The 12,449-nt window shown below is 71.3% G+C and carries 19 protein-coding genes; 9 read left to right on the top strand and 10 right to left on the bottom strand.

Annotation, left to right across the window (positions count from 1 at the left end; genetic code table 11):
- Nucleotides 1–116 precede the first annotated feature (116 nt).
- Both PV350_RS02700 and PV350_RS02705 read left to right on the top strand, forming a co-directional pair.
- Entirely contained in the window at nt 117–686 is a 570-nt protein-coding gene (locus tag PV350_RS02700) for a DUF5994 family protein (RefSeq protein WP_500332708.1), read from the top strand.
- 5 nt (nt 687–691) lie between these two features.
- Nucleotides 692–1,414: a hypothetical protein gene (locus tag PV350_RS02705; RefSeq protein ID WP_500332745.1), complete on the top strand. Its 723-nt coding sequence runs from the start codon at nt 692–694 to the stop codon at nt 1,412–1,414.
- A 392-nt stretch (nt 1,415–1,806) separates the two neighbouring features.
- Here PV350_RS02705 and PV350_RS02710 read toward each other — a convergent pair whose 3' ends face one another.
- Nucleotides 1,807–2,310, bottom strand: a complete 504-nt coding sequence (locus tag PV350_RS02710; protein ID WP_500332709.1) for a DUF5994 family protein — start codon at nt 2,308–2,310, stop codon at nt 1,807–1,809.
- A 115-nt stretch (nt 2,311–2,425) separates the two neighbouring features.
- A complete protein-coding gene (locus PV350_RS02715) occupies nt 2,426–3,265 on the bottom strand; it encodes an SDR family oxidoreductase (protein ID WP_500332710.1) in 840 nt (279 codons plus the stop codon).
- Between the two features lie 109 nt (nt 3,266–3,374).
- On the opposite strand from PV350_RS02715, the gene PV350_RS02720 reads away from it, so the two are divergent.
- The 5 genes from PV350_RS02720 (at nt 3,375) to PV350_RS02740 (ending at nt 7,397) form a co-directional block, all read left to right on the top strand.
- Nucleotides 3,375–3,833, top strand: coding sequence for an SRPBCC family protein (locus PV350_RS02720; protein ID WP_499509669.1), 459 nt, complete (start codon nt 3,375–3,377; stop codon nt 3,831–3,833).
- A 25-nt stretch (nt 3,834–3,858) separates the two neighbouring features.
- On the top strand, nt 3,859–5,481 hold the full coding sequence (locus tag PV350_RS02725; RefSeq protein ID WP_500332711.1) for a phytoene desaturase family protein: 1,623 nt from the start codon (nt 3,859–3,861) through the stop codon (nt 5,479–5,481).
- A 247-nt stretch (nt 5,482–5,728) separates the two neighbouring features.
- Entirely contained in the window at nt 5,729–6,205 is a 477-nt protein-coding gene (locus tag PV350_RS02730; RefSeq protein WP_499509671.1) for a MarR family winged helix-turn-helix transcriptional regulator, read from the top strand.
- 114 nt (nt 6,206–6,319) lie between these two features.
- Nucleotides 6,320–6,877 carry a hypothetical protein gene (locus PV350_RS02735; protein WP_499509672.1) on the top strand — a complete coding sequence of 186 codons (558 nt, stop codon included), beginning with the start codon at nt 6,320–6,322 and terminating at the stop codon, nt 6,875–6,877.
- 211 nt (nt 6,878–7,088) lie between these two features.
- A complete protein-coding gene (locus PV350_RS02740; protein WP_499509673.1) occupies nt 7,089–7,397 on the top strand; it encodes a hypothetical protein in 309 nt (102 codons plus the stop codon).
- Nucleotides 7,398–7,469: 72 nt separating this feature from the next.
- Here the strand turns inward: PV350_RS02740 and PV350_RS02745 are convergent, their stop codons facing one another.
- Nucleotides 7,470–8,609: a winged helix DNA-binding domain-containing protein gene (locus PV350_RS02745; protein WP_500332712.1), complete on the bottom strand. Its 1,140-nt coding sequence runs from the start codon at nt 8,607–8,609 to the stop codon at nt 7,470–7,472.
- A 109-nt stretch (nt 8,610–8,718) separates the two neighbouring features.
- On the opposite strand from PV350_RS02745, the gene PV350_RS02750 reads away from it, so the two are divergent.
- Entirely contained in the window at nt 8,719–8,886 is a 168-nt protein-coding gene (locus PV350_RS02750) for a DUF5670 family protein (protein ID WP_018561957.1), read from the top strand.
- 160 nt (nt 8,887–9,046) lie between these two features.
- Nucleotides 9,047–9,607: a hemerythrin domain-containing protein gene (locus PV350_RS02755; RefSeq protein WP_499509675.1), complete on the top strand. Its 561-nt coding sequence runs from the start codon at nt 9,047–9,049 to the stop codon at nt 9,605–9,607.
- 310 nt (nt 9,608–9,917) lie between these two features.
- Here PV350_RS02755 and PV350_RS02760 read toward each other — a convergent pair whose 3' ends face one another.
- From PV350_RS02760 to PV350_RS02790, 7 genes are all read right to left on the bottom strand, one after another.
- Nucleotides 9,918–10,091, bottom strand: coding sequence for a hypothetical protein (locus tag PV350_RS02760; protein WP_500332713.1), 174 nt, complete (start codon nt 10,089–10,091; stop codon nt 9,918–9,920).
- Nucleotides 10,092–10,305: 214 nt separating this feature from the next.
- Nucleotides 10,306–10,521, bottom strand: a complete 216-nt coding sequence (locus PV350_RS02765; RefSeq protein WP_499509677.1) for a hypervirulence associated TUDOR domain-containing protein — start codon at nt 10,519–10,521, stop codon at nt 10,306–10,308.
- A gap of 51 nt (nt 10,522–10,572) precedes the next feature.
- Nucleotides 10,573–10,803: a DUF6480 family protein gene (locus tag PV350_RS02770; protein ID WP_500332714.1), complete on the bottom strand. Its 231-nt coding sequence runs from the start codon at nt 10,801–10,803 to the stop codon at nt 10,573–10,575.
- 78 nt (nt 10,804–10,881) lie between these two features.
- Entirely contained in the window at nt 10,882–11,013 is a 132-nt protein-coding gene (locus PV350_RS02775) for a hypothetical protein (RefSeq protein ID WP_499509679.1), read from the bottom strand.
- Between the two features lie 262 nt (nt 11,014–11,275).
- A complete protein-coding gene (locus PV350_RS02780) occupies nt 11,276–11,431 on the bottom strand; it encodes a DUF6131 family protein (RefSeq protein WP_326579019.1) in 156 nt (51 codons plus the stop codon).
- A 30-nt stretch (nt 11,432–11,461) separates the two neighbouring features.
- Entirely contained in the window at nt 11,462–11,788 is a 327-nt protein-coding gene (locus PV350_RS02785; RefSeq protein ID WP_499509680.1) for a plasmid stabilization protein, read from the bottom strand.
- A 160-nt stretch (nt 11,789–11,948) separates the two neighbouring features.
- Nucleotides 11,949–12,425: a hypothetical protein gene (locus PV350_RS02790; protein ID WP_499509681.1), complete on the bottom strand. Its 477-nt coding sequence runs from the start codon at nt 12,423–12,425 to the stop codon at nt 11,949–11,951.
- Nucleotides 12,426–12,449 lie beyond the last annotated feature (24 nt).

Raw genomic sequence — 12,449 nt, forward strand, 5'->3', positions numbered from 1 at the left:
CGGAGTATCCTTGACACACCAGGAGCATTTCGCACACGGGCCCTCATGCCGGTGTCGTTCCCGGCGAACGACCATCTCGGGCAAGCGGGAACGCTCCCCGGAGTCAGGTCCGTGTCATGAACATCGTCCTCGATCGCCCATTCGTCGCTGATGGGCTGGACTCCTCACCACCGATACCGCCGCCTCGGCTGGCGCTCAAGCCGGCCGATGCCGGCACCCGGGGACTGCTGGACGGAGCCTGGTGGCCTCGTTCTCGCGATCTCACGCGCGAACTCCCGGCCCTGATCGACACGCTGGACCGCTGCTGGGCGCGCGTGACCCGAGTCGCGGTGCACCCCTCGCTCTGGCCCGTGATCCCGCGCAAGGTGCCCGTCTCGGGACATGTCGTCCACGTCGGCTGGTTCACCGAACAGGACGCGAACAAACTGCTGCTGCTCTCCTACACCACGGGCCGCCTCGATCTGCTGGTCATCCCGCCGGAATGTGACCTGGCCGCAGCGACCCGGCTGATGGCAGCCGCGGCCGACCCCCGGTGCCGACGCACTGCGAGCGGCATCCTGGCGGACGACGAACTGCTCCCGGCCGCGGGAACCGACGGCCGGGACGAAGCGGACTGGGAGTCGGAAGGCGGAGCCGCGTCCGCGGCCGACACGGTCGTGGTGCCGGTCCGCGCGGGAGGGGTGTGAGCGTGATGACGTTCCTCGTCAGCCTGGCCGTGCTCCTCGCGATGATCGCCGTGGGCACCTTCCTGATCCATGCGCTCAACGACCGCCACGACCAGCGGATCGCCGCCTTCCGCTACGGCGATCTCCTTCCGTACCGTCGTCGCCGGACCGTCGCCGTCCCAGAGGAAAGCGCGGGCGATCCCGCGAACTCACCGGCCGGGACGGTGCAGGAAGAGCCGCGAGACGGAAGCCGTCGTCTGCTGCGATCCACTGGTTCGACGGCAGCGAGTGCGCGGCGACCCGAACGGCTGCTGGCCTCGCCTCGTCGGGTCACCGTTGCGGACCGCCCGCCGTCCGCGGCGGACACCGTGCGGACGGCGCCGCCCCGGACCGCGCTCGCCGAGGTCCGCATCATCGCCGCGTCCCCCGAGGCCGCCCGCCGGGTCGCCGAAACGCTCCGGAGGCACTTCGCGGGGACGGAACAGCGCAGCTACCCGGCAACCCCCGAAGGCGGCACCCGCCTGCACCTCACGGTCGACACCACGCAGGGCCCCGGAGCCGTGGAGTCGTTCCAGTCCGGAGCGGGCACGGGCCACCCGGCCCCCACCGGCCGTCCGCACGAGGGAGAGATTCCGGCTCGACCGGCGTCGGGCCGCGATGACACGGGCGAAGCGGCGGAGACCCGCAAACGAGCGGACACCGCCCGGGCCCGCCGGGCCGACTGGCCGCCGGCAACCGCCTGGGGGTGATGTACCGGCCCGGACCCGATCGGGCCGGCAGGCGGCTGGGGCGGGCGAACCCGGGTCGCCCGGCTTCACCGCGGGGCCCGGACCGGCGACGGACCGCCGGTTCGGGCCCTGTTGGGAGCTTCCCTCTGGCGTCCGCGGGATACGGCTCTCCCGGTATCCGTGTCTCTGCGTCGAGAGCCCGGCAGCAGTAGAATGGACAGTGAACTGGCGCACTCTCACGTGCGGCAGTTTGGAAGGGCGGCCCTGGCGTGTGAATGCGCCGGGGCCGTTGTGTTGGCGGTTGCGCGATGCTCCCGCACCAGGGTGCGTGAGCGAGGGTCGTCGCCTCCCGCACTACGACAAGTCCCTGCGTGTGGGCGGAGGGGACGCCGACCGCTTCGCCGGAACCGGCGTCACGACCCGCCGGGAGGCATTCCCTCGATGTCGTCGGGTTCCGTGCCCGTGTCGATGAGGATCTGTTCGGCCCCTTGGACGTTGCCGGCCGCTACTGCCTTGGCCATCGCGGCGCGTGCCGCATCGGGGGTCGCCTGTGGCGGAACCACGAGCAGGGAGAAGTGGTCCCGCTCGCCGCGGGTGATCAGGACCGTGTCGTCACCGACGGCGAAGGAGTCGATGTGGACGACCCGGTCGTCGATGGTCAGGCGCGTGGGGAGTGCGTCCCAGGCGCTCGCGTCCAGGCCGACGCGCGTGATGGGGCCCAGGTGACGGACCAACTCGGTGATCAGGCTGGGAAGCTCCGCGACGATGTCGCGGGAACGCGGCCACCACGCACCGTCGAGGATGCCCTGACGGTCGGGGGTCGTCTCCAGCCTCAGCACTGCCGTCCCGGGTTTCACCTCTCGCTGGATCTCATCCGGGAGGAGTTCGGGAGGGTGGGGCGTGTCGGAGTCGTCCATGGTGTTCTCGCTCGTCCTTTCGTCTTCAACGTACTACCCGCACCGGCGACCCGATGCGCAGGCCCGCCGCATTGCGGGGCCGGGCCCTGCCGCCCGACGCCTCCCGGACGCGAGGTCACCGTGCTGCGTCCCCGGCGATGCCGTCCCGCCGTTCCAAGGCGCCCATCGCGTGCCGGGCCCGCCAGGCGACCACACCCGGCAGAAGGGTGCGCACCGCTTGGACGCCGCGCAGCCAGGGCTGTACGTAGACGGCGGGCGCGCGGCGTTCGATGCCCCGCACGAGCCGCTCCGCCGTGTCCTCGGCGGGGTAGGTACGGCTCGCCGGCCAGGGCATGAGGGCCCTCAGTTCGCGCAGGGGCGCGTCGTACCGGGCATCGCGGATCATCTCGGTGTCCGTCCAGCTCAGGTAGGCGACGCCCACGGCGACGCCACGGTGGACCACCTCGGCGCGCAGGGAGTGCGTGAAGGCCTCGACCCCTGACTTGGAGGCGCAGTAGGCGGACATCAACGGGGCGGCGCCGATCGCCGCGAGCGAGGAGACCTGCAGGTAGTAGCCGCGGGTGGCCAGCAGTTGTGGGAGGAAGGCCCGGGCGGTCAGAGCACTTCCGACGAGGTTGACCTCGATGATCCTGCGCCAGGTCGCCATGGAGCACTCGCCGAAGGGGCCCGCGGAGGCGATCCCGGCGTTCGCGACGACCACGGATGCCGGCCCGAACTGCCCCGTCACCTCGTCGGCAGTGCGGCGCAGGGCGGCCTCGTCCGTGACATCGAGGTGCCAGGCCCGCGCCGGACCGGGCACGCCGGCGGCCGCCCACTCCAATTCCTCCGGTTCCAGTCCGAGCAGCGCGACACGGGCGCCGCGGGCCGCGAGGAGGTGCGCCACCGCCCGCCCGATGCCCCGGGAGGCGCCGGTGACCACGGCCGTACGTCCCAGCAAGGGCAGGGAGTCCGTCACCTTGGTCCTCCCGCTGCGACGAGGAAACTCCGCAAACACGCCTATAACGACCGTAACCGAGGGCAGAAGAACAGGCGTGCGGTGAACACGAAGGTCACCGGAGGTACTCATGGCAGTTCGGCACAGGCTGGTCCGCGGCGCGCCGGAGGACGTGTGGGCCGTGCTGGCCGACGGCACGCGTTACGGGGACTGGGTGGTGGGTCCGTCGTCGTCCCGGCGCGGCGACGGCGACTGGCCGGCGGTCGGCTCCAGCATCGAGTACACCGTGCCGCTGGGCCCGGTGAAGCTGACCGGCGAGACGATCGTACGGATCTGCCGGCCCCCTCGGCTGCTGGAACTGGAGGCCTTCAGCGGATGGCTCGGCTCCGCGCGGATCGCGATCGACCTGCGCCCCTGGGGCAAGGACACCCTGGTCATCGTCGACGAGCATCCGCTGCGCGGCCCCGGCGGCCTGTTCCACAACGCCGCGCTGGACGCGCTGCTCCAGGTCCGGCACCGCAGCATGCTCAGCCGGCTCGCCGACGCCGTGGAGGCCGACGCGGCACGTGAAGGCACGGACGGCGGCTGAACGGCGCCGGCGACGGGAGGCACCCATGGCGGACGCGGTCGTGATCGGCGCGGGTCCCAACGGCCTGGTCGCCGCCAACCTGCTGGCCGACGCCGGATGGGGCGTGGAGGTACTCGAGGCCCAGGACGAGCCCGGCGGCGGAGTCCGCTCCGGGCGGGACGTCCATCCCGAGTTCGTCCACGACCTGTTCAGCTCCTTCTACCCCCTCACGGCCGCCTCGCCGGTCATCCGCGGGCTCGACCTGCACCGTGAAGGCCTGCGGTGGAGCCACGCGCCGGCCGTCGTCGCCCATCCGCTGCTCGACGGCCGCTGCGCGGTGCTGCACCGGCGTGCCATCGACACGGCCGCGGTCCTCGACACGGAGACCGCCGGCGACGGCGCGGCATGGCTCCGGCTGTGCACGATCTGGGGGCGCCTCGGCGACGACCTCGTCGATGCCCTGTTCACACCCTTCCCGCCGGTACGCCCGGGCCTGCGGCTCGCGGCACGGCTGCGCGCGGGCGGTGGGCTGCGCATGGCACGCACCCTGGTGCTTCCCGTGCGCCGTCTGGGCGAGGAGGAGTTCCGGGGCGAGTTGGGCCCCTTGCTGCTGGCCGGCTGCGCGCTGCACGCCGATCTCGCCCCGGAAGCCGCGGGGAGCGGAGGATTCGGCTGGCTCATGGCCATGCTGGGGCAGACGTACGGTTTCACCGTGCCCGTCGGCGGCGCCGGAGCGCTCACGGCCGCCCTCGTCGGGCGGCTCCGCAGACGCGGCGGGACGCTGCGGTGCGGAGCGCGGGTGACGGAGGTCGTGGTGCGCTCCGGCCGGGCGGTGGGGGTCCGTACTGCCGACGGCGACGCGGTGCCGGCACGCCGCGCAGTCCTGGCCGACGTGTCCGTGCCCGCGCTGTACGGGCAGCTGGTCAAACGGGACGACCTCCCGGACCGGGTCCTGGAGGATCTGCGCCGCTTCCAGTGGGACTTCGCGACCTTCAAGGTGGACTGGGCCCTGGAGGGCGCGGTGCCGTGGTCGTCGTCCGCGGCGGCGCAGGCGGGCACCGTGCACCTGGCCGAAGGTGTCGACGAACTGACGCGGTTCGCCGCGCAGATCGCCATGGGGCAGGTGCCCGAGCGGCCCTTCCTCCTGTTCGGGCAGATGACCACGGCAGACGGGTCGCGTTCCCCGTCCGGTACGCAATCCGCGTGGGCGTACACCCACCTCCCCCACCGTGTCCGCGGCGACGCGGGCGGGGCGGGCATCACCGGCACCTGGACCCGCACCGACCAGGACCTGATGGCCGACCGGGTCGAAGCACAGGTCGAGCGGTACGCACCCGGCTTCCGCTCACTCGTCGCCGCCCGCCGTGTACTCGCCCCGCCCCAGCTCGAGGCGAACGACGCCAACCTCCACGGCGGTGCCATCAACGGGGGCACCGCGGGCATGCACCAGCAGCTGGTCTTCCGCCCCCTCCCGGGAACGGGACGTCCGGAGACACCGATCGCGGGACTCTTCCTGGCGTCCGCGGGGGCCCATCCGGGCGGCGGCGTGCACGGCGCCCCGGGCGCCAACGCCGCCCATGCCGCGCTGCGATCCCGTTCCCCGAGCCGCCTGCTGAGCAGGGCGCAGCGTGCCCTCACCCGCCGCGGCCGCACGGGGCGCTCCACCTGATCCGCCGTGTCCTTCAGGCCTGGGTGACGCAGACGCAGGCCGGATTCGTCGTTTCCCCGGAACCAGATTCCCCGCCCTTGCGGAACTCGCTGACGTCCGACTTCTACAGGGAGATCATCACCCGGGCAGCGGCACGGTCGCTGGCGTGGCCTTCGAGCGCCGCCCCGCGACGATGCATTCGGGTCAATCGCCATGGCTAATATGTGGAGCTTTCAAGCGGAATTTCCGCCCTCGATATGATGGGGAAATGGCGAAGGGCAAGAGCGACGAATGGCTGACCGCTGACGAGCAGCGCGCCTGGCGCACCTATCTGGAGGTCGGCACGCTACTGCTCCACCAGCTCGGACGCGACCTGGAGCCGTTCGACCTCACCATCAACGACTACGAGATCCTGGTGAACCTCTCGGAGTCGCCCGAGCACCGCATGCGGATGAGCGACCTGGCCCGCGCCACCCTGCAGTCCAAGAGCCGGCTGTCGCACCAGATCAGCCGCATGGAGAACGCCGGCCTGGTCCGCCGCGAGAACTGCGAGTCCGACCGGCGCGGGCTGTTCGCCGTCCTCACGGACGAAGGCTGGGAGACCATGCGCAGGGTCGCCCCGCACCACGTCGCCGCCGTACGGGAGCACTTCATCGACCTGCTCCCCGCCGAGGACCAGGCGGCCCTCCGCAAAGCCCTCACCCCGGTCGTCGAGCACTTGCGCGCGGTGCACGGTACGGCCTGAGGAGCCACTCGCGTCATACGTGACGAATGCCCATACAAGGGGCGTTTTGGATACCGGCGCCAGGGCAGGCGTCAGCCTGAGGGGGGTTCCCGTAAGTGCTAGGGAGTCGACCCCATGTCAACAGGGACACTTCTGGCGATCATCATCCCCGTGGTGGTGATACTCGCCCTGATCGCGGTGGCGTCCACCCTCTTCATGCGCCACCGGCGCCTGAAGGAACGGTTCGGCCCGGAGTACGACCGGACGGTGGAAGGCGCCGACAGCCGCAAGGACGCCGAGCGGGACCTCGCCGCACGCACCAAGCGTCACGACTCGCTGGACATCAAGCCGCTGCCGAGCGGTATCCGTGACCGCTACGCGCGGGAGTGGACCAGCGTCCAGGAGGAGTTCGTCGACCGGCCCGAGGACGCGGTCCACGACGCCGACAGCCTGGTGGGCTCCCTGATGCGCGACCGCGGCTACCCGACCGAGAACTTCGACCAGCAGGTCAAGGACCTGTCGGTGGAGCACGGCCGGACCCTGGACCACTACCGGGCGGCCCACGAGGTCAACGACCTCAGCACCCGGCACGAGGCCACGACCGAACAGCTGCGCGGCGCGATGGTCCACTACCGCGCCCTGTTCGACGAACTGCTCACCGACGGCGGTGGGCGGCGCCACGCCCGGGCCTGAACGAAGGACCCGTCCCGGAACACCCCATCTGGAGAGGCGGAGAACCATGGAACGCGAGCGTGCCTCCCGCGGAAGCGGTCTGGCCACCGAAGACCTCGCAGAGACCCACGCACCTGCCGGCCCCGGGCAGGACCGCCCGGAAGCGGCCTCCCGGGCACCGGAGTACCCAGGCGAGAGCACCGGAACCCGGGGCGGACCGCCCCCGGAGGACATGGCGGGCACTCCTGTCCAGGAGACCGCCTCGGATGAGGCCCCGCAGTTGCTGGGTTCTCAGGACCAGGAGAACTTCCGCGACCGTTGGCAGCGGATCCAGAGCGAGTTCGTCGACGACCCCCGCGATGCCGTGCACGCCGCCGATGAGTTGGTGGCAGACGTCATGCAGAAGTTGGCATCGACGTTCGCCCAGCACAAGGGGGACCTGGAAGGCCAGTGGACCCGTGGCGAGCAGGTGAACACGGAGGACCTGCGCACGGCGCTCCGGCGCTACCGGTCCTTCTTCAACCGCCTGCTGTCCACCTGAGTCCGGCGCGGCGGGGCGCTGCCCAGGCGGCGTCCCGCCCAACGCTGTCCGGGTGACGTCGCCGCGGCACGTTCAGGCCTTGACGAACCGGCTCTCGACGCCGGGGAACCCCTTGTCCCACCAGTGTCCGTAACGCCGGTAGACGGCCGGGTCGCGGTCGGCGAGCAGAGCCCACAGCTTCGCCGCCTCCTCCACCAGCCCCTGCCAGGCGGCCTTCCCGAGCTTGCGGAAGGCGGTCAGCTCCAGGCCGTCGCCGGTCGCGCGCCACACGCCGGCGACCTGCCCGTCGACGAGCAGGCACGGCAGCGTGTCGCCGTTGCGGCGCGCGATCAGCGGCCGGTACTCCTCGGGCACGACCCGCCCCGCGCCGGCGTGGGCCAGCAGGATGCTGTCCCACATGGGGAGCAGCCTGGGCGGCGCCGGCGTGTCCTCGTCGGGGACGGTGGCGTCGGCGAGGTCGTACAGGGCGGCGCGGCCCGGTCCCGCCACCTGCAGCACCTGGTCGCCGAGCCCGTCCAGCACCCGGGTGATGACGGAGCGCTGCAGCAGTGTGAAGCGAGCGAAGTCCCGGGCCGAGGCGGGCCCGAACGCGCCCAGGTAGGCGAGCAGCAGTCGCCGCACCCCGGCGTCGGTCTGCTCGGGCTCGGGCGCGGGGACGGCCGCGGAGGCGCGGTAGGTGTTCGGCAGGGTGAACGACCAGGGGCCGCCGGCCGGCGCGTGATGCACGGGCGCGTACGTGCGCAGCGCCCACCACACGCGGTGGGCGTGCTCGCCGAAGCGTCCCGCGATCTCGTTCTCCACCTCGGTGCCGGTTCGGGGCCGGTCGAGGAACCCGGCGAGTTCGGGAAGCAGCGCGTCGGCGTCGGCGGGGTCCAGCCCGGTCGAGGTGAAGCGGCGGTCGTACAGCCGTGACGCCCGCAGCGTGGCCACCATCGCGGCGTGGTAGGCGGCATGGTCCTCGGCGTGGACGGCGTGCAGCGTGATCCGCATCAGGGTCGCCTTCACTATCCGCCGGTCCGCGAACGCCGCGTCGAGGTCCTCGGGCGCGAAGTCCCGCACCCGGTTCCACAGCGCCAGGTACGGGGAGGCCGGGGACTGTGCCTGCAGCGCGCAGACGCGGCGGACCGCCTCGGCCACGTCGATGCGCCTGCGCTCGAGCAGGAGCTGACGGTCCAGGGTGGCGAGGGCCAGTTGCCGCGTCGTGAGGCTCATGGCCGGATTATGCCGCCCCGGTCCGACAGTCCATCCGGGCGGCCGCCGCGGCACGGCGGTGCATGGTGACGGAACACCAGGGCAGACGCGGGGTCAGGAGGTTGACGACATGGTTCCCTTGCTTCTCGTCCTGCTGCTCGCCCTGATCCTCTTCGGGGCGGGCTTCGCCCTCAAGGCCCTGTGGTGGATCGCCATCATCGTGCTGGTGGTGTGGCTGCTCGGCTTCGTGTTCCGGGCCGCCGAGGGCGGCGGACGGCGCCGCTGGTACCGATGGTGACCTGACGCTCGCCCGCAGCACGACGGGGGATGCGAGGGGTTGCGCACGAACCGGAGATCATCGCCCGAATGACCGGCAAAGGGGCGTGTCCTGCGTGGGACCGGGAAGCAGCCCCGGAGAAGACCGTCGACCGCACACCGACCCGAAAGGGAGTCATGTGATGGGACACGGCGGAAACGTGATCGCAGAGCTCACAGCGGACCACCGCGAGGTGGAGGAGTGCTTCGCCCGTCTGCGGGCCCTGCCCGCGGGTGACAAGGAACGCCGGAACGTGCTCGACGAGGTCACCATCGAACTCGTACGCCACTCGGTGGCCGAGGAGATGTACCTCTACCCGGCCGTCCGGAAGCACCTGCCCGGCGGGGACGCCCTGGCCGACAAGGAGATCCAGGAACACGCCGAGGTCGAACAGGTCCTCAAGGACCTGGAGGACGTCGACATCGACGACGCCCGGTTCGACGAAATGGTGGGAAAGTTGATCACCGATGTCACCGAGCACGTCAGGGAGGAGGAGCAGCAGCTCTTCCCAGGCCTGGCGCAGGCCTGCACGCCCGAGCAGCTCTACGAGCTCGGGGACCAGGTCCGCCGGGCCAAGAAGGTTGCCCCGACCCGCCCGCACCCCAGCGCCCCGGACACCCCGCCCGGCAACAAGCTCCTGGCACCGGGGACCGGACTGGTGGACCGGGCACGCGACTTCATCACCGGCCGCGGCCGTTCCTGACGCGGGCCCGCCTCACGGGCCGTTCCGGCGGGCGACCGCCGGAACGGGCGGTCACCGAGAAGTCGAAGCCGGCCTCCTCGGCCCTGACCACATGGGCCACCAGGTCCTCCCGCGGGCCGGCCCGCGGGACCTGGTGGCCGGCTGCCCGATGAGGTCCGGGGAAAACGGCCTCCACCCGCGTGTGGGACCGCGAATCCGGGGCATCCGGATTCTGCGGTGAGGCAGCCGGATGGTGGGTGAATGCCCCGGACGCCCGGGTCCCCCCTCCCGGCGTCCGGGACCACCTCGTGTCCCCCGGTCGGCCCGATCGTCAATCGGGGGGTTCTTGCGGTGGAAGGTCGCGCGGCGCGTCGGGAACGTCGGTGTCCGGTCGTCCCCGTTCCGCCGAGTCGGGATCGCGCCCGCGGGCCTGCTGGAGGTCCTGCTGGTCCTTCGGCGGCGGGGCGGTGTGCTCCGCGCCTTCGGGTGTCTCGTCGCGCTTCACGTGCGTCTCCTTTCGGGTGCCCGGTATCGACCGGACGCGGTGACATCCGCCGCGGACGGCGGGCATCGCATGGAGCCCTGGCTGAGGCCGCCCTCGTTGGAGCGCAGCAGCGTGCCGATACGCCGACCCGGGGCGTGGCCTACGCTCTCGCCGCGGTCGCTGCGCCCACGGCCTCATCCCCGACTTCCCGTCCTTGGGCCCTGCCGGCGACGGCTCACCCGTCCTTGCCCAGTGCCCCCGGCTTGTGAACCGCCGAGCGCCCGGACTTGTCGCTCTCGACCTCGTATTGCGGTTCTGCACTCGAGGCGTCGACAGTGCGGCCCACCGCCCGGGTCCGTTTGGTGACCTTCTTCTTGACCTTGCCGGTCACCTTCTGGCCGTGGCTCTTCCACGACACCTCGTCGCCCTTGCCCAGGTCGCGCTCGGCCATGGATTCCTCCTCGCGAAGGCGTTCGTATGTCCGGGTGCCCCTGCGCCACACCTAGGAGGAGAGTGCGACGATCATGGCGATCACTCCCGCGAGGAAGATCGCGACGACGCAGAAGATCAACACCAGCGGCGTCAATCCCCACGCCTTGCGAAGTTCCGGCCGCTCGGGGAGGGAGATCCCGTGGGTGGTGCTGCTTTCCGCCGGTGGTGTCTCCGTGGGAGGCACCTTGCGTTCGGCACTGCTGCTCGGGGCGGAACGGTCGGCTGCATGCGGCGTGCTCATGGCACACCTCCCAGAGGAACGCGGTCGGTGCATCTGCTGAGCATCTGCCCGGGACCCGGCCCGGGAAACGGAATCCGATCATCCGAGGGCGTCGCCCACCACGCGCAGGTCCGCCACGAGCCCGGCGTACATCTCCTCGCGGTTCTCGCCGGTGCGCAGTACGGCGGAGGGGTGGACGGTGGCGAGGACGTGCGCCCCGTCGAGGGGCACGCCCGGCGTCAGTCGGCCGGATCGATCCCGGACTCGTCCAGTGCCCTGTGCAGCACCTTCCCGGCGGGGCCGACGAAGGTCCGCGTCCTCGGGGACGTAGGGCGAGGCGTCATGGTCCGCCATGGCGGTCCCTGCCCCGCGGCCTTGGCGGGAGGCCGGTCAGGGCAGACCCGGTGTCGCGTCACCACGGCCGTGGCCGCGCGCGGCCGCCGTGGCGGTCGCGCGCGGCCTCCGGATCGGCTGACGACCGGACCCGCGCCGCCTACCAGTAGTGCTTGCGCCCGCCGACGCTGTGCCCCACGGCGCCCAGCACCCAGAGCACGAGGCCGATGACCACGAGGATGATCCCGATGGTCCACAGGATCGAGATCCCGGTGAGGAAGCCGATGATCAGCAGGATGATGCCGAGGATGAGCATGATGTCCTCCGCTGGTTGACCCGCGTGCGCTCAGCTGTCGCCGAGGGCGCGTTGGAGTTCGGCCTTGTTCATGTGGGAGCGACCGTCGACGTTGCGGCGCTTGGCCTCGGCGTAGAGCTGGTCGCGAGTGGGTCCCTGGGAACCCTTGCCGGAGCGCTGTCCGCCGCGTTCGCCCGAGGACATGTCCTCGATGGAGGAGCGGCTGGCGGTCTTGGACTCACCCGCCCGGGCGCGTTCCTTGTTGACCGTACGGGCGGCGATCTCCTTGGCCCGCTTCTCGCTCTCGCCCCGGTTCTCGGCGCTCTCCTTGATGTGCTCGTACTGCCGCTCCCGCTTGCGACTCGACCCTGCGGGCATGTGATTCACCCCATTTGCTCATCTTGGTCTTGAGTCACGGCTACCCCGAAACGGAGGATCATCACACTTTTCACCCGAACGGCCTGACGGCGGAAGATGCCACAGGCATTGCCACGGAGCGCGTGACAGCACGCCGTTGCGGCCGTAGCGGCGGCCGGGATCACCCCAGGCCGGCACCGACGGCTTCGCGGCGTACGGTCTCCACCGTGTCGATCTGCTCCTGCGCGCGGTCCAGGAGGGTGCGCAGCCGGTCCTCGTCCAGATCCTTCTTCGGTGTGAGCGACAGAAGCGACTGCCACAGCAGGCTCTTCCCCTCGATGCCCAGGCGCAGCGCCTCCAGTTCGATGACCGTGCTCAGGCCGGAGCGGCGGACGACCCGGCCGTTGAGCTTGAGCAGGCGCGCCTTCTCGGCGAGCCATCCCGCGTAGACCTTGTGACGCCGCGCCGGGACGTCGAGCGCGGCCATCAGGTCGAGGAGGCTCTGCCGGTCCTCGGCGATCTCGTCCGCCACGCGCCGCAGTTCGTCGCCGTGCGGCTTGGAGCGGTGGTGGTCGGCGAGGTGACGTGAGATCAGCTGCCCGGTGGTGGAGCCCGCCAGATGGTCGTTCATGTAGATCTCGAGAGCCTGCTGACTCATGGCAGTTCCTCCTCGTGACTCAGG

Source organism: Streptomyces sp. PA03-6a (genome assembly GCF_033792765.1).
In the GTDB taxonomy this organism is placed as follows: domain Bacteria; phylum Actinomycetota; class Actinomycetes; order Streptomycetales; family Streptomycetaceae; genus Actinacidiphila.